This window comes from Endozoicomonas sp. ALC020, assembly GCF_049275935.1.
Classification (GTDB): domain Bacteria; phylum Pseudomonadota; class Gammaproteobacteria; order Pseudomonadales; family Endozoicomonadaceae; genus Endozoicomonas_A.
This window is the reverse complement of record NZ_CP184830.1, coordinates 3,370,515-3,393,159: the sequence shown is the minus strand read 5'-3', so window position 1 is coordinate 3,393,159 and position 22,645 is coordinate 3,370,515. Positions and strand designations below refer to the sequence as shown.

Annotated in this window: 12 protein-coding genes; 11 read left to right on the top strand and 1 reads right to left on the bottom strand. The window is 48.1% G+C overall.

Going from position 1 to position 22,645, the window contains the following annotated elements:
* Positions 1-66 precede the first annotated feature (66 nt).
* The 5 genes from ACOJUO_RS12695 to ACOJUO_RS12675 all read left to right on the top strand — a co-directional run bounded on the left by ACOJUO_RS12695 (position 67) and on the right by ACOJUO_RS12675 (position 10,922).
* Positions 67-1,494 carry a hypothetical protein gene (locus ACOJUO_RS12695; RefSeq protein ID WP_422139998.1) on the top strand — a complete coding sequence of 476 codons (1,428 nt, stop codon included), beginning with the start codon at positions 67-69 and terminating at the stop codon, positions 1,492-1,494.
* A 180-nt stretch (positions 1,495-1,674) separates the two neighbouring features.
* The gene (locus ACOJUO_RS12690) at positions 1,675-3,933 is read left to right on the top strand and encodes a hypothetical protein (protein ID WP_422139997.1); all 2,259 of its coding nucleotides are present in this window, start codon (positions 1,675-1,677) and stop codon (positions 3,931-3,933) included.
* A gap of 177 nt (positions 3,934-4,110) precedes the next feature.
* Entirely contained in the window at positions 4,111-5,814 is a 1,704-nt protein-coding gene (locus ACOJUO_RS12685) for a hypothetical protein (protein ID WP_422139996.1), read from the top strand.
* 111 nt (positions 5,815-5,925) lie between these two features.
* Positions 5,926-8,292 carry a hypothetical protein gene (locus ACOJUO_RS12680; protein WP_422139995.1) on the top strand — a complete coding sequence of 789 codons (2,367 nt, stop codon included), beginning with the start codon at positions 5,926-5,928 and terminating at the stop codon, positions 8,290-8,292.
* Between the two features lie 125 nt (positions 8,293-8,417).
* Complete coding sequence (locus tag ACOJUO_RS12675) at positions 8,418-10,922, top strand: hypothetical protein (RefSeq protein WP_422139994.1); 2,505 nt, start codon at positions 8,418-8,420, stop codon at positions 10,920-10,922.
* A gap of 205 nt (positions 10,923-11,127) precedes the next feature.
* Here the strand turns inward: ACOJUO_RS12675 and ACOJUO_RS12670 are convergent, their stop codons facing one another.
* Entirely contained in the window at positions 11,128-11,421 is a 294-nt protein-coding gene (locus ACOJUO_RS12670) for a hypothetical protein (protein WP_422137027.1), read from the bottom strand.
* A gap of 128 nt (positions 11,422-11,549) precedes the next feature.
* Between ACOJUO_RS12670 and ACOJUO_RS12665 the strand changes: the two genes are divergently transcribed.
* The 6 genes from ACOJUO_RS12665 (at position 11,550) to ACOJUO_RS12640 (ending at position 22,526) form a co-directional block, all read left to right on the top strand.
* The gene (locus ACOJUO_RS12665; protein ID WP_422139993.1) at positions 11,550-13,205 is read left to right on the top strand and encodes a hypothetical protein; all 1,656 of its coding nucleotides are present in this window, start codon (positions 11,550-11,552) and stop codon (positions 13,203-13,205) included.
* A gap of 167 nt (positions 13,206-13,372) precedes the next feature.
* Positions 13,373-15,196 (top strand): hypothetical protein, encoded by a 1,824-nt coding sequence (locus ACOJUO_RS12660; RefSeq protein ID WP_422139992.1) that lies wholly within the window; start codon positions 13,373-13,375, stop codon positions 15,194-15,196.
* A 198-nt stretch (positions 15,197-15,394) separates the two neighbouring features.
* Positions 15,395-17,002: a hypothetical protein gene (locus ACOJUO_RS12655; protein ID WP_422137024.1), complete on the top strand. Its 1,608-nt coding sequence runs from the start codon at positions 15,395-15,397 to the stop codon at positions 17,000-17,002.
* 241 nt (positions 17,003-17,243) lie between these two features.
* Entirely contained in the window at positions 17,244-19,307 is a 2,064-nt protein-coding gene (locus ACOJUO_RS12650; RefSeq protein WP_422139991.1) for a hypothetical protein, read from the top strand.
* Between the two features lie 41 nt (positions 19,308-19,348).
* Positions 19,349-20,002: a hypothetical protein gene (locus ACOJUO_RS12645; protein ID WP_422139990.1), complete on the top strand. Its 654-nt coding sequence runs from the start codon at positions 19,349-19,351 to the stop codon at positions 20,000-20,002.
* A 226-nt stretch (positions 20,003-20,228) separates the two neighbouring features.
* Complete coding sequence (locus ACOJUO_RS12640) at positions 20,229-22,526, top strand: hypothetical protein (protein WP_422139989.1); 2,298 nt, start codon at positions 20,229-20,231, stop codon at positions 22,524-22,526.
* The last annotated feature ends 119 nt before the right edge of the window (positions 22,527-22,645 follow it).

Sequence of the window (22,645 nt, the reverse complement as noted above, 5' to 3'; positions counted from 1 at the left end):
CCTCTCTGTAAACCAAAATGCAGGGATAGAATTATTAAACGCTCGCTCTTTGCTCTGACACTATTGATGGTATTACCGGTTTCTTTCGTCTGTCAGGCTGAACCATGGACAGGACATTTTATTATCGAGCTTGAACAGAATTCAGGTTTTCCAAACCCGAGTTTTTCTATCAAGCGCGATCAACTCACATTATCTGGAAACCCGCCAGACATCACCGACACAAACGACTATGCAAAATCCGATTCGCCGCCTGATGACAAACGACACATACCTGACGATTATCAGGTAAAAACGACCCTCATTGAGTCGATCTTCTGGCAATGGCTCCACGCTGCCAAGCTGCTGATTGCCTACGAACTGATCCTGACTACCAGAGACGCTCCTCCAGGCTCAAAACGGCTACCTGTAGAAGTGGTTGTCGCTGTCGGCTGGCTTTTAAAAAGCTACTGCCCCCCCTGTTCACCGCTGTTTAATCCAATTAAACTGCAAGCGGTATCTATGTTGAAACAGGATGAGCTCCCGCTTGCAATCACCATTACGATGCCTGGCTATAAACATGAACAGCAAGGTCAACCATCTGAATCATCTGACCAGCAAGCTCCCGAAACACCTGCCCGCCCTTCAGGTTATTTCTCCAGTCATCTGTCTTCTGATTATGGCGACGGTAACGAAAGTCCTCGACAACACCAACATACGTTGGATTTAAATTGTTTCGTTCATCCGTGTTATGGTCTATGCAGATTCCGACCTCCATCGGACAGCGGAGCGCTGAATTCCGTGGAGAGTTTGATTTGCCAAATAGAATCAGCACTCAGACAAGGGCCATGCCCTCATTTTGCCAATAAAAACTGCTATCGTTGCAATTTAATGGATGGGGTCGCCTCAGACGGGGTCGCCTTAGACGGGGCTACCTCAGACGGAGTCGCCATAAAATCAATGGGTGCAGTGGCAACCCATACAAACGCCTCTGCCGGGAATGCATTCTGCAACATGATGGTGATCAAGCAGGATGACCCGCTGCAGCAATGCGGGATGATCCGCAGGAATGCTAAAACCCTTTCGGATCACAAAACAATAGACCACGCCGGGCAACAAACCTGTGATATGACCCTGGTCTCAACAAATGGCCAACAGCGGCCATGCGGGAAGGTCTTCGCGAATCCTGCCAGCCTGAGGGTTCACAAAAGAGGTGCTCACACTGGTCAACAAACCTGTAACGTAACAGTGGTCGGGAAAAATGGCCAACAGAGGCTATGCGGGGTAGTACTCAAAAATCTTCAATCTCTGTCATCTCACAAATCCAGAATCCACAGAGGGCAACAAATCTGTGATGTGACCGTGGTCGGGAAGGATGGCGAGCGGCGACTATGCAGGAAGGTCTGCAAAAATGCCGGAGTCCTGGCGAATCACAAAAGAAAACATCGAAAACGCGAGCCTGTTAACTTTGAACAGGAGGATGACCTCTGTCCTCCGAAAGGTAAGAAGAGAAAGTAACGACCAGTATGGCTTCAATGTGGTTTTACCACGTGCAACCTTTGATTTTTAACAGCGTTTTTTAAAAAAAAGTTCTTTGACAGAAAAGCAAGCTAATTTTCTTGATCTATCCTTCCTTTCTGTAGACCAGAATGCAAGGATGGAATTATTAAACACTCACTCTTTGCAATACCTATATTGATGACACTGTCGTTTTCTGTCGTTGGTCAGGCTGAATTTTGGAAAGGTCATTTTATTGTCGCGCTTGAACTGAATGCAAGTTGTCCAAATCTGAGTTTTTCCATCAAGCGCGACCAACCTGGATTACCGGGAAACCCGTCCGACATTGCTGACACAAACAACTATGCAGGATCTGACTCTCTAGCCGAAGACAAACGACAAAGAGAAGATGGCTATGGAGTTCAAATGTTCCTCAATGAGTTGATTTCCTGGCAGTGGCTTCATGCCACTAATCTGCTGATTGCTTACGAACTGACCCTGTCGACCAGAGACGTTCCTCTAAGCTACCCCCCTTTTACACGGCTGCCTGTGGACGTGGTTGTCGCTATCGGCTGGCTTTTAAAAAGCTATTGGACCCCCAATTCACTGCTGTTAAACACAATTGAAAGACAATCGGCAGTTATATTGAAAAAGCGGTATCAACCATTTTCGATCACCACTGTGATGGCAGGCTGTGAACATGACCAACAAAAAGGACAATCATCAGAATCATCTGTTCAGCAAACCCCCGCCACTCACATCTGCCCTCCAGGCCATTTCACCAGCATACTGTTTTCCTCTTCTGAGGAAGGGAACGGAGACCCTCAGCAATACCAACATACGTTGGATTTAGACTGTTTCGTCTACCCCTGTAATGGCATTTGCAAATTTCGACCATCATCCGAAAGCGGAATGCTGGATTTCCTGAACAGTTGGACAGACGACACAGAATTGACATACGGACAAAGCTCATACCTACAATTGGCCAATAGACCTTCCTATGGTTGCCTCAGTCATTCTCAGACTGAAAGCACTGGACATCACCAGCAAAACTCACTTTTGGAAGCATTGAATAATCCCCCCGCCATTCAACTGCAATATACTTCTGGACAACTCATTCGGACACACGACACTGATGGCAACCGACCCTATAATCGCAGCTCTTTTGACGGGGTCGCCTTAGACGGGGTCGCCTTAGACGGGGTCGCCTTAGACGGGGTCGCCTTAGACGGGGTCGCCTTAGACGGGGTCGCCTTAGACGGGGTCGCCTTTGACGGGGTCACCTTAGACGGGGTCGCCCTGGACGGGGCTGCCTTAGACGGGCTCGCCCCGGTCTCAATGGGTGTAAGGACAGCCACAGCCCTGGTCAAACAAGAAGCCTGCAACGAAATAGGGACCATGAATAATGATCAACATTGGCGCTACGGAATGGTCAGTGAGAGTTCTAAAGCCATGACAGAACACAAAAAAGCAGCCCACAGCGGACAACAAACCTGTGCTGTAACCACAGTTGGAAAGGATGGCCAGCAACAACCATGTGGGAGGCTTTTTAAGAATGTCCGGTCATTGTCAAGTCATAAAAGCAAATGCCACGGTGGGCAAAAAACCTGTGACATGACAGTGGTCGGGGAGGGTGGCCAGGAGAAGTCATGTGGGACAGTCTGCAGGAATCCTGAAGCCCTGCGGACTCACAAAAGAATTGCCCACACCGGACAACAAACCTGTATCGTGATCGTGGTCGGAGAGGATGGCCAGCCACGACCATGCGGAACGGTCTGCAAGAACAAAGAAAGCCTGATCTCTCACAAAAGCAAAATCCATAGTGGGCAACAAACCTGTGCCGCGACAGTGGTTGCGGAGGGTGGCCAGCGGCGTCCATGCGGGAAGATCTGCGAGAATGCAAAATCCCTCTACACTCACAGAAGCCTATGCCACAGCGGGCAACAGACCTGTGTCTTGACCGTCGTCGGGGAGGATCGTCAGGAGCGACAATGCGGGAAGGTCTGCAAAAATGCTATAGCTCTGTTGAATCACAAAAGAAGCAAACATGCCAGGCAACAAACCTGTGGTGTGATCCTGGTCAGCATGGATGGTCAGCGGAGGCCATGTGGGAAGGTCTGCAGGAATCCCGGAGCCCTGCAGAATCACAAAAGAATTGCCCACACCGGACAACAGACCTGTAACTTAACAGTCGTCGGGAGGGATGGCCAAACGGGGCAATGCGGGGGAGTTTTCAAGAATCTTCAATCCCTGAAATCTCACAAACTCCGGATCCATAGTGGGCAAAGAACCTGTGACGAACCCGTCGTCCGGGAGGACGGCCAGCAGCGGCCATGCGGTAAGGCCTGCAAGAATAATGCAGCTCTAATGTATCACAAAGGCATACATCGAAAACGCAAGCCTGTGAATGTGAACCAGACCGGTGACCTCAGTGCAACTGAAAGTAAGAAGAAAAAGTAACGACCATTAGACGACTTCAATGAGGTTTTACCCAGCGCAACCTCTGATTTATGGCAGAGGTTTTTTACAAGAAGTTTTTTGACAGAAAAGCACACTTATTTTTGATCTATCCTTCCTCTCTGTAGACCAGAATGCAAGGATAGAATTATTAAACACTCACTCTTTTCAGCAGCGTTGTTGTTGCTCCTGTCCTTCCCTTTCATCTCCCGGGCTGAGTCGTTAACAATACATTTTATTATCGAGCTTGAACAGAATACAGACTTTCCACCTGATAAGAAACCATACAGAGCCACCAGTTATGGCGTGAAAACGTTCCCTTTGAGCTCCAGGCCCTATTCATGGGTACTAATAGCAGCCTTTGTTGATGTCGGCCAGCTTTTAAAAAGCTATTGGAATCCGGACTCAGCCCTGCTTAACCCTATTGAACAAATGGAGGCGACCTCTATGCTGACACAGGGAGATTACTCGCTTGCGACTATCACTGCGATGTTTAGCTCCGGGCAAAACCCACCACAATACCAACAATCAAAATCATCTGGCCATCAAGCATCACAAGCTAACAAACAACCTGCAGGCTCTTTCATTAGCCCTCTGTATTTTGGTTCTGGCGGCGGTAAAGGAGGCCCGCAAAAGCACTCACATACTTTGGGCTTAAATTGTTTCATCTATCCCTGTTATGGCGTTTGTCGATTCCGATCATCATTCGATAGCAGAGCATCCGCCGGGTGGCCTCTGGGTTCAGTTGGAAGCTCGACAGACCACACAGGGGCGTTACCTGAACAAAGTTCATGCCCTCATTTGGCTAATGGATACTGCTTTAGTTGTATAGGTCATTTTGATTTTCTAAACGCTACAGACTTCCGACAAGGTTTGCCTTTCGAGAGCATGGAGTTTTTTTCTGACATTCAACTCCAATGTACATCTGTCCAACTATTTCAGGCGCATAGCATTGTTAGCAACCCAACCAGAAGCTGCAACTATGAAGAAGAGGTTGATTCAGGTGAGGTCAATATAGAGGAGGCCGACTCAGACGAAATCGACGTAGAAAAGATCGACTCAGACGAAATCGACGTAGAAAAGGTTGACTCAGACGAAATCGACGTAGAAAAAGTTGACCCAGCCACAATAGGTCCCAGGTTAACCTGTAGAGTAGACCCTTCCAGGCAGCGAAGCTGTGAAGTGGTCCTGGTCAGGAAGGAGGGTCAGAAGCAACTATGTGGGGTGCTCTGCGTGAATGCGAAAGCCTTGCAGGAACACAAAAGAAGAGAGCACGGCGAACAAAAAATCTGTTACCTGACCAGAGTCGGAAAGGATGGTCAGCAGCAGAGATGTGGGATGGTCTGCAAGAATCCTAAAGCCCTGTCGGATCACAAAAGAAAAGACCACTCCGGGCAACAGGCCTGCGACAAGATCGTTGTCACAGAGGATGGCCAGAAGCGACTATGCGGGAAGATTTGCAAGAATATTCAGGCGCTTTCATGCCATAAAAGCAGATACCACACCGGTCGCAAAACTTGTAACCTGACCGTGGTCACAGAGGATGGCAAACAACGGCAATGTGGGTTGACAGTGGCGAATGCTCGCGCCCTGGCGGATCATAGAAGTAGACATCACACCAGGCAAAAAACCTGTGACTGGATAGTGATCGGAAAGAATCGACAGCAGCGACTATGCGGGAGAGTCTGCAGAAGTACCAGAGCCCTGTCGGATCACAAAAGAAAAAACCACAATGGGCAAAAAACCCGCGACGTAACAGTGGTGTGGAAGGATAGTCAGCGGCGGCCATGCGTGATGGCCGACAAGACGACCCAGGTCCTTTACAGTCAAAAAAGAACACATCGAAAACGCAAACCAGTGCCTGACGATAACTCAGGTCTCTGACAGAAAAATTCACTTATTTTTTGATCTATCCTTCCTCTTTGTAAACCAAAAGGCAAGGATAGAATTGTTAAACACTTACTCTTTGCGACACCGCTGTTATTGCTGCTTTCGTTGTTTGCAGTCTGTCAGGCCGAACCCTGGACAGGACGGTTTACTGTCGAGCTTGAACAGGATACAGATTCTCCGGGCCAGAGCTTTTCTATAAAGCATAATCAACATACATCGTCAGGCAATCCATCCGATATTGCTCACAAAAACGGCTGCACAAGATCAGCTTCGCCGTCTGGTGAAAAACGACAAAGATCGGGCAGATACGAGATTAAATCGACCATCATTGAGTCAGTTTCGTGGCAATGGTTTTGTGCGGTTCATCTGTTGGTTGCTTACGAACTGCTCCTGACCACCAAAAACAACCCTCTAAACTCCTGCCCTTATTCGTGGGTACCTTCAGAAGTGGTTGTCGTTGTCGGTTGGCTTTTAAAAAACTATTGGAATCCCGATTCACCTTTATTTGACCCAATCGAACAACAGACGACATCCATGTTGACACAGGAGGATTATCTGTCTCAGATCCTCATTACCATGTATGGCTATGGACAAAATCCAACACAACATCAGCCATCAGAAGCATCCGGTAAACAAACCCCACAAACCACTAATCTCCCAAAAGACTCTCTCACTAACCCGCTTTATTCTGACACTGGCGGCGGTAACGGGGGCTCTGAACAACTCTCACATACTTTAAGTTTAAATTGTTTCGCTCACCCCTGTAACGGCGTTTGTCGATTCAGACCATCAACCGATGGCAAAAGGCCCGCTGAATGGACGCTGAATTACCAGGAAATCTCGTCAAACTGCACAGAAACGCACCCCGGACAAGGCTTATACCCTCATTTTGCCAATGGACATAACCCCTCCCAACGACAAGCGCATCAGCCTGATGATGCAACAACGCTCAAGCATTTACCTGTCAACACTGATGATTTGGTTATAATCAGCGGATTGCTCAATCTACGTAATCAAAGTTGTCCCGAAGAATCCGAAATCTCCTTCACGCTTAGCCATCTCACATCCCGTGCGGGGATTTCAAAAACAGAACAAACAGTCACTCACTCATCCCGATTGGATCAAAGCTCATCCCATATTTCCCGGACAAACAGAGTACAAGCCATAAACAATAACGAACAACCAGCCTGTGGCTTAACAATAGTTGGCGAGAATGGCCAGCCGCAGCCGTGCAGGACAATCTGCAAGAATGTTAATGCCTTGTCGGTTCATAAAAGCAAATACCATACCGGACAAAGAGCCTGCTACGTGATGGTGGTCGGGGAAAGTGGCCAGCAACAGCAATGCGGAAAGATCTGCAAGAATGCCAGTGCACTGGCAAATCACAAAAGAAGAGAACACACCGGAAAACAAATCTGTGGCGTAACGGTGGTCCTGGAAGATGGCCGGACACGACTATGCGGGACGGTGTGTAAGAATGCCGATACCCTGTCTACTCACAAAAGAAGACACAAAACCGGTCAACAAACCTGTAACGCGACCGTTGTCGGGAGGGATGGTCAGCAGCAGCCATGCGGAAAGATTTTCAAGAATGCCTGCACGCTGGCGGATCACAAATACAAATATCACCGCGGCCAACAAACCTGTTCTATGTCCATGGTTGGAGAGGATGGTCTCTCGCGGCCGTGCGGGACGGTCTGTATGAATACTTATTCACTGATGAATCACAAAAGAAAATATCATACCGGACAACAAACCTGTGACCTGAACGTGATCGGCGAGAACGGCCAACAGAAGTGTGGGAAGGTCTTCATGAATGCCAAAGATCTGTCGACTCACAAAAGCGCCTGCGATACCAGACGACAAACCTGTATGCTGCCAGTAACCGAAGACGGTGCCCAGCCGCAGCCATGCGGAAAAGTCTGCAGCAATAAGAGTAAGCTGGCGGGTCACAAATACAAACACCACAGCGGGCAGCAAACCTGTTATATGACCGTGGTCGGAGAGGATGGCCTTCGACGATATTGCGGGACTGTCTGGAAGAATCCTAACTCCCTGATGAATCACAAAAGAAGACAACACACCTCAGAACAGACCTGTTACGTGACAGTGATCGGGAAGGATGGTCGGCAGCGGCGATGCGGGAAGGTCTGCAAGAATGCAAGCTCGCTGGCGGATCACAAATACAAATATCACAGCGGGTACCACACCTGTCATATGAACGTGGTCGGAGAGGATAGTCTCCCCCGGCAATGCGGAATGGCCTGGGAGAATGCCAATTCCCTGACTAACCACAAAAAAAGATACCACACCGGACAACAAATCTGTGACGCGACCCTGGTCGGTGAGAATGGCCAGATGTATTCATGCGGGAAGCTCTTGAATAATGCAAAAGCCCTTTCGGATCATAAAAGAATACATCGAAAACGCAAGCCTGTTGATGCAGACAGGGACAAAGACCTCAACCCTTGATCTGACAGCAGCCATTTCATGAGGAAGACAAAAAAACACGCTTATTTTCTTGATCTATCCTTCCTCTCTATATCCCGGAACGCAAGGATAGAATTATTAAACTCTCACTCTTTGCGGCACTGCTGTTGCTACCGTTGCTGTCTTTCGCCAGTCAGGCCAAAGCATGGACAGGGTGCTTTACTGTTGAGTTTGAACAGAATACGGGGTTTAAAAAACAAAAATTTTCTATAAAACCTGACCGGCCCACATTGTCGGCATTGCCGGGCAACCCGTCAGACGTCACTGACACACGCGGCTATGGAGGATCGTATACACGGCCTGATAAAAAACAACACAATTCGAGTGGTTACCGGGTAAAAACAACCATCGTTGCGTCAATTTCGTGGCACTGGCTTTACACCACGAATCTGCTGGTTGCTTACGAGCTGATCCTGACAACCAAAACTTCCCCACTGAGCTCCAGCAATTATTCTTGGGTACCTGTAGAGGTGGTTGTTGCTGTCGGCTGGCTTTTGAAAAGTTACTGGAACCTCGATTCAGCCCTGTTTAACCCGTTGGAACAACTCAGTCTGAGCGAACAACAAGAGACGACATCTTTGTTGAAACAGCAGGACCATCCGTTTGCGTCCATCATCACTGTCTACGGCTCTGGATATACCCCACCGCAATATCAGCCTCCAGAGTCATCCGGCCAGCAACCCCCACAAACCACTCCTCTGCCTATAGGCTCTCTCACTAATCCGCTATATTCTGGCACTGGCGACGGTAACGGGGATCCTGAACAAATCCTGCATACTTTAGGTTTAAATTGTTTCGTCTACCCCTGTCATGGCATTTGTCAATTCCGATCATCACCCGAAAACAGAGGGGCCAATAAGTGGCCACTCAATGATGATGCGCCAATGTCAGGACATTTGCCTATCTCCTCTGATGACTGGGCTATGGTTAGAGGGTTACTCAATCTACGTGGTCATAGTCTTCCTGAAGAAACCGGTATTTCCTGTATACCTATCCCTTCAACAGAGACTTCGGTAGCACAACCAACAAGACAATCATTCCAATCGGGGCAAAGTCCACCTCATCTTTCCCAGACAGGCAAATTACAAGCTTCGGAAACGCTTGAATTAGCTGGAACTTCACCTTCGGGTTGTTTTCCTTTTAAAGGAGACACCCACTGCCGACGAGCCCTGACGAATCACAAAAGTAAACGGCAGGCGGGGGAAAAAACCTGTGACGTGACCATGGGGGATGACCAGCAGCGGCCATGCGGGACAGCCTGCAAGAATGCTCTATACCTCCAGAAGCACAGAAGAAAGGACCACACCGGACTTCAAACCTGTAGCATGGCCATAGTCGGGAAGAATGACCAGCGGCAACCATGCGCAAAGATCTTCAAGAACGCTCATGCTCTGTCGGTTCACAAAAGCAAATACCACTCCGGGCAAAAAACCTGTGACGTGGCAGTGCCCGGGGAGGATGGCCAGCAGCAGACATGCGGAAAGATCTGCAGGAATGCTCAAGCGCTGTCGGATCACAAAAGCAGAACCCACACAGGACAAAAAGTCTGTGATTTGACCCTGTTTTTGGAGAATGGTCTTAAGCGGCCGTGCGGAAAAGTCTGCAAGAATACGCTAAGTCTCCTGGAGCACAAAAGAAGCGTCCACGGCAGACAACAAAAACAAACCTGTAGAGTGCTCATCGTCGGGAAGGATGGTCAGCAGCAGCCATGCGGGGCAGTCTGCAAGAATGCCAGATACCTCTTCGAACACAGAAGAAACGCCCACACCGGACCACAAACCTGTAGCATTACCGTAGTCGGGAATGACGACCAGCAGCGACCATGCGGAAGAGTTTACAAAAATGCCAAAGCCCTGTCCGATCACAAAAGCAGAGTTCACAGCGGGCGAAAAACCTGCAACGTGACCATAGTCGGGGAGGATGGTCATCAGCAACCATGCGGGAGAGTCTGCAAGAGTGCTGTATGCCTCATGGAACACAGAAGAAGTGCCCACACCGGACTGCAAACCTGTAGCATGATCATAGTCGAGGAGGATGGCCAGCAGCGACCATGCGGAACTATTTGCAAAAGTGCCAAAGCCCTGTCGGATCACAAAAACAGATTCCATAGTGGACAACGAACCTGTGACCTGATCATAGTCGGTAATGATGGTCAGCAGCAACCGTGCGGAAGTGTTTGCAATAGTGTCAAAGCCCTGTCGGATCACAAAAGCAAAATCCATAGTGGACAACAAATCTGTGACGTGATCATAGTCGGTAATGATGGCCAACTGCGACCATGCGGGAGTGTCTGCAAAGGTGTCAAAGTGCTGTCGAATCACAAAAACAGAGTCCATACCGGACAACAAACCTGTGACGTGATTGCGGTCGGGAAGAATGGCCAGCAGCAGCCATGCGGAAAATTATACAAGAATCTTGGCAGCCTGCAGGATCACAAAAGAAGAGAGCACGGCGGGCAAAGAACCTGTAACCAAAAAGTGGTCGGGGAAGACGGTCAGCAGCGGCTATGTGGAACGGTTTGTCAGAATTTTCAAACCCTGTCAAAACATAAAAGAATACATCGAAAACGCAAGCCTTTTGATGCAGGCCTCAACAATGACCCCAGCCCTTGATCTGATGCCTGCCCTTTCATAAGAAAGACATAAAAAGAGACTTATTTACTTGATCTATTCTTCGTATGCCAGAAAACAAGGATAGAACCATTAAACGCTCACTCTTTGTGGCAGCACCGTTGTTACTACTTTTGTTCTCTGTCGTCTGTCATGCAGAACGATGGACGGGGCATTTTACTGTCAAGTTTGAACAGAGTCATGGTTTTCAAAAACAAAACTTTTCTCCGGACAACAGACCTGTGACATAAGCGTGGTCGGGGGAGATGGTCAGCAGCGACTCAACGCCAATGTGCTTATTGCCAACACTTTCAGCCTCGGACTTATCAACCTGATGATGCACAAAACTCCAAAACACAAACCTGCTGATATTGACCAGAATAATGACCTCAGTCATCAAGAAGGTAAAATGAATAAGTAAAGATCTGACTCCAGTCCATTCATAATGATTTTGCCCTTCACGGCCTTTAATTTCTGACAGAAAGTTTTGATAGCAAAACACGATTATTTTCTTGATCTATCCTTCCTCTCTTTAAACCAGAAAACAAGGATAGAATTATTAAACACTCACTCTTTGTTGTACTGCTCTTAGAGCTACTTTTGTCATCTGTCGTCTGTCAGGAGGAATTATTGACAAGAAATTTCATAATTGAGCTTGAACAAAATGTCGGCTCTCCAAAAGAGAACTTCACTATAAAGCCTGACCTGAATACATCGCCGGGTTGCCATTCAGACATTGCTGAAACAAACGGCTATGAGAGGTCAGACACGCCGCCTGATAACAAACTAGACAAAACCTGCGGTTACTACGTTAAAACGAACCTCATTAAGTCAATTTCACGGCAATGGCTTTATATCACGACTCTGCTGATTGTCTACGAACTGAGCCTTACCACCAAAGACACTCTCCTGAACTCCAACCCTTATTCATGGCTACCTGCAGAAGTGGCTGCGGCTGTCGGCTGCCTTTTAAAAAGCTATTGGAACCAGGATTCATTTCTGTTTAACCCGATTGATCAACAGTCGACATCTATTTTAACGCATGAGAATCGCCCGTTTACGACCGTCACAACAATGTTTGGCTCAGGGTGCAACCCACCACAACAGCCGCCGCCAGAATCATCCGACCAGCAAGCGCCAGAAGCCACCACTCAGACTATCGGCTATTTCACCCGCCTCCTTTTTTCTGATTCAGACGACGGTGGCGAGGACCCTGAACAACACTCACACACTTTAGCTTTAAATTGTTTTGTTGATCCCTGTCATGGTGTTTGCCAATTCAGAGCAGTTAGCGGAACGGCAGCTGAATGGCCACTTGATGATGCGCAGACGCCCTGGAATGAGTCTGCCTTCTCAGATGATTTCAGCATAATCAATGGGTTAATCAATTTAAGTAACACTGAGCCTCTCGAGGAAACCGGAACTTCTTTCACGCCTGCCCTTTCAACACCGCCAATAGAGACTTCAGAAACACAACAAACAACAGGGTCATCACGATTAGGTCAAAGCCTGAGTCCTCTTGTCCATTTACGCCCAAAGCAAGCCACAGTCCACAGCAGGCAACGAGTTTGTAACCTGGCCCTGGTCGGGAAAGATGGCCAGCAGCGGCCATGTGGGAAGGTCTTCAAGAACAGAGATTCACTGTGGTCTCACAAAAGCGGCGTCCACACCGCACAAAAAATCTGTGAAGTCAGAATGATCAGGGAGAATGGTCAGTGGCGGCCATGCGGGAAAATCTGCAGGAATGCTAAAGCCCTGATTAATCACAAACACAATCACCACAACGAGCGGCAAACCTGTGACGTAACCGTGGTCAGGGAGGATGGTCTCCCGCAGCCATGCGGAATACTCTGTAAGAATGCTAGCGCCTTGACCGATCACAAAAAAAGACATCATACCGGGCAAAGAGTCTGTAACCTGACCTTAGTCGCAAAGGATGGTCAGCGGCGACCATGTGGGGCGTTCTGCAAAAGTGCTCAAGCCCTGTCGGATCATAAAAGAAGACACCACACCGGGCCAAAAACCTGTGACATAAACATAACTGGTAAAAATGGCCAGCAGCGGCCATGCGGGAAGGTTTGCAAGAATGTTAAAGCCCTGTCATCTCACAAATTCAGAGAGCATAACAGTCGACAAACCTGCGACGTTCCAGTAGTTGGTAAGGATGGTCTGAAACGATCATGCGGAACGGTCTGTCAGAATACTCAAACCCTTGCGGAGCATAAAAGAGTACATCAAAAACGCAAACCTGTTGATGCAGGCCGGGACAATGACTGCCCCCCTTGATCTGACACCTGTCCTTTCATAAGAAAGACACAAAAACACGCTTATTTTCTTGATCTATCCTTGCTCTCTGTATACCAGAAAGCAAGGATAGAATTATTAAACACTCACTCTTTGCGGCACTGCTGCTGCCGATAATTTCGTTATCCGTCTTCTGTCAGGCCGAAGTGTTGACAAGAAGTTTAATAGTCGAGCTTGAACAGAATGCAGGTTCTCCAAAACATTCCTTCTCAATAGATCGTGACCCGGATACATTTTCAGGCGATACATTGTCAGATACATTGTCAGGCCATCCATCAGACATTACTGACACAAACGGCAACTCAGGACCATGCTCACAGTCTGATAACAAACCACACAGGTCCGGTTATTACGAGGCAAAAACAACCATCATCAAGTCTGTCTCATGGCATTTGCTTTACGCCGCGAACCTGCTGCTTGCTTACGAACTGATCCTGACCAACAGAAAAGCTAACCCAGACTTAAATTCTGATTCATGGCTGCCTGTAGAAGTATTGTTTGCTGCCGACTCGCTTTTAAGAAGCTATTGGAACCAGGATTCACTGCCGTTTAATCCGATTGAACAACAGGCAAAGTCTATGTTGACACATGGAAACCACCCGTTTGTGACCATCACGACAATGCTTGACTCTGGACATAACTCACCAGAATACCCACCGCCAGACTCTTCCGCCCAGCATGCTCCGCAAGCTACCACCCAGACTGTAGTTTATTTCACTTATCTCTTGCATTCTGACTCTGGTGACGGTGACGAAGCGCCTGAACAACACTCACACACTTTAGGTTTAAATTGTTTCGTCGATCCCTGTCAGGGCGTTTGTCGATTCCGTGTATCATCCGATAACAGAGAGCCGACTCAATCGTTACCTGGTCATGTGCGAATGCCAGGGAATGCGTCTGTCACTTCTGATGATTTGGTTATAATCAGCGGGCTACTCAATCTGCGTAATCGTAGTCCTCTCGGAGAAACCGGAATTCCCTTTACACTTAGCCATTTCACCCCCCCAATCAGGACTTCAGAAATACTACCAACAGCAACGGCATCAACCCAATTGGATCAAAGCCCACCTTATCTTTCCAGGACAGGCACAAACCGGGCAACAGTCCACAGCGGGCAACAATCCTGTAAGGTGACCCTGATCGGGGAAGATGGCCAACATCGACAATGTGGGAAGACCTGCAAGAATGCTCACGCCCTGTCGGTTCACAAAAGCAGATACCACACCGGGCAAAAAACCTGTACCGTGATAGTGATCAAAGAGGATGGTCAGGAGCAGCTATGCGGGACAGTCTGTAAGCATGGAAAAGCCTTGTCAGAGCACAAAAAACGAGATCACACCGGCCAACAAATCTGTGATGCAACTGTGATGTGGAAAGATGGCCAGCTGCAGCCATGCGGGGCTGTCTGCAAGAATGCGAAAAGCCTGTCGAATCACATAAGAAGGTACCACACCAGACAACAAACCTGTGACATAACAGTGGTCGGAGTAAATGGCCTGCAGCGGCCATGCGGAAGGTTCTGCAAAAATGCACAAGCTCTGTCGGTTCACAAAAGCAGAGTCCACACCGGGCAACGAACCTGCGCCCAGACAGTCATCGAAAAGGATGGCCAGCAGCGGTTATGCGGGGCTCTCTGCAAGAACGCTCAGGCCCTGTCGGATCACAGAAGCAGATACCATAGCAGACAGCGAGCCTGTGACGTAAACCTGATCGGTGACGACGGTCAACAGCAGCCATGCGGGAAGGTTTGCAAGAATACAAAAGCCCTGTCATCTCACAAAAACAGAGAGCACAGCGGGCAAAAAACCTGCAACGTATCCGTGCTAGCGGAGGATGGCCAGCCAAAGCCATGCGGGAAGGTCTGCAAAAATTCTCCAGACCTGTCGAATCACAAAAGAATACATCGAAAACGCAAACCTGATGATGTGAACCAGAAAGATGACCTCAGCCTTCAGTCAGATAAACTGAAATAAGTAGCTACGCTTATATGAGCTTTCAAGAAGTTTTGCCCAGTGCAGCCTTTGATTTTTAACAGAAAAACACACTTATTTTCCTGTTCTATCCTTCCTCTCTGAATACCAGTATGCAAGGATAGAATTATTAAACACTTAATCTATGCTACATCGCTTTTGCTGCTACCGTCATTGTCTGTCACCTGTCGGGCTGAACCTTTGACCAGTCATTTTGTTGTTGAGCTTGCACAGGATGCTGGTTCTCCAAAACAGAACTTTGCTATAAAGCCCGGGTGGCATACATTTTCGGAAGACCCGTCAAACATTACCGACACAGACGGCTATACAGAGCCTGACCTGCCACCCTATGACAAACGACACAGACTTATTACATACGGAGTAAAGACGACCGATACTGAGTCGATTTCGTGGCAATGGCTTTACGCCACAAACCTGATGATTGCTTACGAACTGATCCTGAATACCAGAGACCCTTCCCTGTACTTCCCCCTTTATTCATGGCTATCTGTGGAAATGACTATCGCTGCTGGTTGGTTTTTAAAAAGCTATTGGAACCTCAAATCGCCTCTGTTTAACCCGAACGGACAGATTACGGCATCTATTTTGACACAGGGCGATCACCCATTTGCGATCACCACTATGACGCCTGGCGCTGGACATTACCAACAGCAAGGCCAACCAACAGAAACATCCGACCAGCAAGCCCCAAAAACCACCGCCTATTTTACAAGCTCTTTCATTCAGTCTCTGTATTTTGGCTCTGCCGATGGTTACCGTGATCCTCGACAACACTCACATACTTTGGGTTTAAATTGTTTCATCCATCCCTGTCATGGCGTTTGTAGATTACGACCATCACCCGATAATACACATTCAATGATTGCAGAGGCAGCAATTACTAATCCTTCTGGGCCAATCAGTGATGATGCACCAACGCTCCAGGGTTCGACTGTCACCGCTGATGATTGGGTTATAATCAAAGGGTTACTCAGTCTGGGTGGTCACAGTCTTCCAGAACAAGCCGGTATTTCCTTTACGCCTTTCCATTCCAACCCCTCAATGGGAACGTCAGAAACACAAGAAACAAAAACAGAACCATCCCGACCGGCCTCAGGCACAACTCATCTTTCCCGGATAACCTCAATAAAAGCGACAGACCAGAGTGTGCAACCAACCTGTGAAATGACCCTTGTCGGGGAAGATGACCTGGAAAGGCGATGCGGAAAGGTTTGCAACAGTGCCAGAACCCTGTCGGATCACAGAAGAAAAAACCACACAGGGCCACAAACCTGTGAGGTAAGCGTAGTCGAGGGTCATGGCCAGCTGCGACCATGCGGGAAAGTTTGCAGGAGTGCCAAAGCCCTGTCGGCTCACAAAAGCAGAAACCATACCGAGCAAAAAGCCTGTGATGTGTTAGTGTTCAGGAAGAATGGTCGGCTACAGCCATGCGGAAGGGTCTGCAGAAATGCTGGTGCCCTGTCGGATCACAAAAGCGGACACCACTCCGGGCAAAGAACCTGTGACGTGCAAGTAGTCGGGGAGGATGGACTGTCGCAGCCGTGCAGTAGGATCTGCAAGAGTACTAAAATCCTGTCGGATCACAAAAGAAGATACCACTCCGGGCAACAAGCCTGTGACCTGAAAGTGGTCGGGGAGAATGGTCAACTAAGGGCATGCGGAAAGGTCTGCAATAGTTCACATGCCTTGACGGAACACAAAAGGAGACATCGAAGGCGAAAGCATGTTGATGCGGATCAGGACAATAACTTCACTCATGATCTGACACCCAGCCTTCCACAAAATTAATCAGGAGCAATCTTTAGCTTTAAATATTGGTTCTTTTTCAAAAGATTTTAGACAGAAAAACACGCTTATTCGTGCGGGACGCTCTGCAAGACTGCTATCTGTCGAATCACACAAGAATACATCAAAAGCGAAAACCTGTTGATGTCGACCTTGACGGCGACCTCATCCACTAATCGGTCGGCCACACCGTTGCATGACCTGATCTATCCTTGTCTTTCTGTAGACCGAATACAAGGATAGAATGATTAAACTCTCACTCTTCGCGGCACTGCTATTAATGCTAGTGTCGTTGTCTGTTATCGGTCAGACCGAATCGACAAGTCGTTTTATTGTTGAGCTTGAACAGAATGCAGACGCTCCAATAAAGAACTTTACTATAAATATCCACCGTCGTGCATCACCGTGCAACCCGTCAAATATTGCCGACACAAAAGGCTATTCAGGATCAGATCTGCCACCTGAAAAAAAATGCCGCAAGCCTGACGCTATTCGAGTAAAAAAAAACATCACTGAGATGATTTCATGGCAACTGATTTACGCCACAAATCTGCTGGTTGCTTACGAACTTATCCTGACCACCAAAGGCCCACCTCTGAATTCCAACCCTTACGCATGGCTACCGTTAGAAGTGGTTGTCAGTTGGCTTTTGAAAAGCTACTGGAATCCCGATTCATGGCTGTTTAACCCGATTGAACAACAGGCGAGTCAGGGACTCCCGTTTGCGTCCATCACTATAATGTCTGGTCCTGGACAAAACCAGGAACAATATTCGCCATCAAAATCCTCTTGCCAGCAAGCTCCGCCGACAACCACTCCCCATACAGCCTCTTTCGCGCCCTCGCTCAATACAGACTATGCCGACGGCAACGGAGATCCTCAGCAACCCTCACACAGTTTGGATTTAAATTGTTACGTTTATCCCTGTAATGGCGTTTGTCGATTCCGATCATCATCCGATAGCACCGAGCCCCCTCTGTGGACAATGGATTGCGAAGAAAACTCATGCCCCCACTTGGCCAATGGGCACTGCCTGAGCTGTATAGGTCATCTGGATCCTCTACACATTACAGACTTCCAGAAAAGCTCACCTTTCAAAACACCGAATGATCTTTCAAAGACTGAACCCTCATACAATTACGACCCACAACCCGTTGGCATTGATAGCAACTCTGACGGGGTCGCCATAGACGGGGGCGCCTGTACATCTAACGCCATCGTGCAAGTCAACTATGACGCACCAATACCGGAAGAACGGACTACAACCGATAATAATTCTGCGCTTCACGGCTCACTCGATATGCAGAGCCATCCCGGAGAAGATAAGATTATATTTACACTTGCCCATTCAGAAACACAAACAACAACCACTGAATCATTCAAATGGGATCAGTACCAACCTCATCACATACAGACAGCGGCAATACAACCTGAATACCGCAACAGGCAAAAAACCTGTGATGCGATTGTGGTCGGGAAGGATCACAAAGAGCGGCCATGCGGAATTATCTGCAAGGATACTCAAGCCCTGCGAAATCACAAAAGAAAAAAACACAGCGGACAACAAACCTGTGACCTGATCGTGGTCGGAGAGGATGGCCAACCGCGGCCATGCGGAAGGCTCTTCCAGAATATTCAATCCCTGGCAACACACAAAAGCGGCCAGCACTCAGGACAAAAAACCTGTAAAGTGATCGTGGTTGGGGAGGATGGCCTGCAGCGACCATGCGGAGCGGTCTGGAAGAATGCTAATTCCCTGACGAATCACAAAACCAGAGTCCACAGCGGGCAACGAGTCTGTACCGTAAACGTAATTGGGGAGGATGGCCAGCTGCGTCCATGTGGAGCAGTCTGCAAGAGCACTAAAGCCCGCTCGGATCACAAAAGAACCGTCCACAGCAGTCAACAAACCTGTAACATGACCGTTTTAGGGCAGGATGGCCAGGAGCGGCCATGTGGGATGGTCACGATGAATCTACAAGCCCTGACGACTCATAGAAGTTACTACCACACCGCGAAAAAAATCTGTGACGTGATCCTGATCGGGAAGGATGACCAGCCGCAGCCATGCGGGATGATCTGCACAAATTCTCGAGCCCTGTGGAGTCACAAAAGAAGATACCACACCAGGCAACAAACCTGCGATGTGAACGTGACCGGGGAAGATGGCCTGGCGCGATCATGCGGGATGATCTGCGAAAACCCTCAAGCCCTGTTGATTCACAAAAAAAAACATCGAAAACGCAAGCCTGTTAATGTGGAACAGGACGATGACTCAGCCCACAAAAAAAGAAAACCGTACAACTAATGATCCGGTCTGATATTCTTCCATTCATAAGGTTTTGCCCGGTGCAAGCTTTGGTTTTTAGCAGAAGATTTTTAACAGCCTGTGACGCAATAATAATCAAAGAAGGTAGCCAAGAGCGGGTATGCGGGAATATCTTCAAAAATGCCAGATCCCTGTCAAATCACAAAAGAAAAATCCATGATGGACAACAAATATGTGGCGTGACTGTGGTCGGGGAGAATGGCCAGCAGAGGCCATGCGGGAGAATTAGCAAAAATTCTAACGCTCTGTCAAATCACAAAAGAAGAGCCCATACCAGACAAGGAACCTGCGACGTCAAAGTGATCGAAAAAAATGGCAAACTGCGGTTATGCGGGAAGATTTGCATAAATGCTCAATATCTCTCGATTCACAAAAGCAAAGCCCACAGCGGCCAAAGAACCTGTGACGCGACTCTGATCGGAGAGGATGGCCAACTGCAACCATGCGGGGTGATATGCAAGAATGCCGGAGCTCTGTCATCTCACAAAAGTGGGCATCACAGCGGAAAAAAAACCTGTGACGCGACAGTGGTCGGGAAAGATGGCCAACAAAGGCCATGCGGGAAGATCTGTAAGAACGCTTATGCCTTCTCCAGGCACAAAGGAAGACATCAAAAGCGCAAGCCCGTCAATGTGGACGAGAGTGATGATCTCAGCCTTCAAAAAATAAAGTGAATAAGTAATGATACTTTCATATATCCGTCCTTTCATGAGGTTTTTGCCAGTGTAACCTTTGGCTTTTAGCACAGAAACACGCTTTCTTTATTGATTTAACCTTCCTCTCTGTAAACCAGAATGCAAGGATAGAATTATTAAACGATCACTCTCTGAGGCACCGCTGTTACTTCTACTATTGATATCTGTCGTCTGTCTGGCAGAACCGTGGACAGAAGGTTTTACTGTGGAGTTTGAAAAGAATGCAGGCTACCCAAGCCATAGCTTTTCTATAAAGCACGAACCGAATACATTACCGGGCACCGCATCAGATATTGTCGACACAGACGGCTACGCAGGATCAGATGAAAAACGACATAGACATTACGGTTACAGAGTCAGAACCACTGCCATTGAGTCGATTTCGTGGCAATGGCTTTATGCGACCAATTTAATGGCTGCTTACGAACTGATCCTTATCACCAAAGGCAATCTTTTGATCTCGAATCCTGATTTATGGCTATCGGTGGAAGTGGTCGCTATCGACTGGCTTCTAAAAAAGTATTGGAACCCCGATTCCTCAGCGTTAAACCCGATTGAACAACAGGTAACACCTATGTTGACACAGGGGGATCTGCCTTTTGCGACCATCACTACGATGTTTGGCTCTGGCGACAATCAAAAACTGCACCCGCCATCAAAATCATCCGGCCGTCGAGCCCATGCAGCAATCACCCAATTTACAAGCTCTTTCTGCAACCCACTGTATTCTCGCTCTGGCGACGGTAACGAAGGCCCTCATCACCACTCACACACTTTGAGTTTAAATTGTTTCGTCCATCCTTGTCGTGGCATTTGTAGATTCCGACCCTCACCCGATAACACAGAGCCACCTGAATGGCTGCTGAATACCTTGGAATGTTCAATGGGTCACAAACAGGCAACACCCACGCAAAGCTCATGCCCTCATTTGGCTGATGGACACTGTTTCAGTTGCATAGATCATCTTGATTCTGGTCAACTATTTGAGCTAAAGGTGCATGACAGTTATCGCCATCCAGCTAATAGCAGCAACCCTGCAGACGGGGTCGCCTCAGGCCAAATGAGTCCATGGGCAACTCATACAGCTGACGCTACCGGACCACCCAATCATGATGGATCAATAACCAGGAATAGCTATCTTCCTTTCGCAAGAACGATACATCGTCAAAAATCCCTCTCAGATCATCAACGAATCTGTGGCGTCAAATTGGTCACAGAGGATGGTCAGGAGCGGCCATGCGGGACAGTCTGCAAGAATGCTCAAGCCCTGACGGATCACAAAAGAAGAGACCATAGCGGGCAACAATCCTGTGGTCTGCCAGTAGTTGGGATGGATGGCCTGCAGCGGACATGCGGGAAAATCTGCAAAAATATTCAGGCTCTGATGTCTCACAAAAGAGCTGCCCACACAGGACCACAAATCTGTAACTTACCCGTGACAGAGAAGGATGGTCAGCCACGGCCATGCGGAAAGCTCTGCAAGAATTCTGAAGCCTTGTCGGATCACAAAAGCAGATACCACTCCAGGCAACAAACCTGTTATGTAACCATGACCGGGGAGGATGGTCAGCAACGATTATGCGGAAAAGTCTGCAAGAATGCTCGGGTCCTGTCTTCTCACAAAAGCAGATACCACTCCGGGCAACAAACCTGCGGATTGACACTGGTCGGGGAAGATGGCCAGCAGCGTTCATGTGGCGCAGTCTGCAAGAATGCTCAAGCCCTGTCGCAACACAAAAGAAGAGAACATATCGGGGAACAAACCTGCACTCTGTCAATAATCGGGAAAGACGGACTGCAGCGACCATGCGGGAAAATCTGCAAGAGTCCTCTGAGCCTGGCGTCTCACAGAAGAATCTTCCACACCGGTCAAAAAACCTGTGACGTAAACGTGATCGGAGGAGATGGCCTGCCAGGACCATGCGGGAAAATCTGCAAGAATGCTCAAGCCCTGTCGGATCACAAAAACAGAGTCCACACTAAACAAAAAATCTGTGAAGTAACAATGATTGGGGAGGATGGCCAGCAACGACCATGCTTAAGGGTCTGCATGAATTCTAAAGCCCTGTCTTACCACAAAAGCAGATGCCACTCCGAGCAAAAAATCTGTTACTTAAAAATGACCGGAGAAGATGGCCAACAACAACCATGCGGAAAGATCTGCAAGAATTCCCGAGTCCTGTCAGATCACAAAAACAGATACCACACCGGGCAGCAAACCTGTAAACAGATAGTGGTCACAGAGGATGGCCAGCAGCAACCATGCGGAAAGATCTGCGATAATATACGGGCTTTATCGACTCACAGAAGAATTGCTCACACGGGTCAAAAAAAATGTGACGTAATCGTGGTCGGTAAGGATGGTCAGCCACAGCCATGCGGAAAGATCTGCCGGAATGCCCAGGCTCTCACGGCTCATAAAAGAAGACATCGAAAAAGCAAGCATATTGATTCAGAGCAGAACGATGGCCCCGGTCTTCAAAAAAGCAAAGTGAATAAGTAATGATATGTTCTGATATCCGTCCTCTGTTAAAAGAATAACACGCTTATTTTATTGATCTATCCCGCTCTCTTTAAACCTGACTGTAAGGACAGAATCATTAGACGCTCACTCTCTTCGGT

Excerpts from the sequence above, each read along its gene's own strand:
- ACOJUO_RS12695 (WP_422139998.1), top strand. The coding sequence starts at position 67 with ATGGTATTACCGGTTTCTTTCGTCTGTCAGGCTGAACCATGGACAGGA.
- ACOJUO_RS12690 (WP_422139997.1), top strand. The coding sequence starts at position 1,675 with ATGACACTGTCGTTTTCTGTCGTTGGTCAGGCTGAATTTTGGAAAGGT.
- ACOJUO_RS12650 (WP_422139991.1), top strand. The coding sequence starts at position 17,244 with ATGATTAAACTCTCACTCTTCGCGGCACTGCTATTAATGCTAGTGTCG.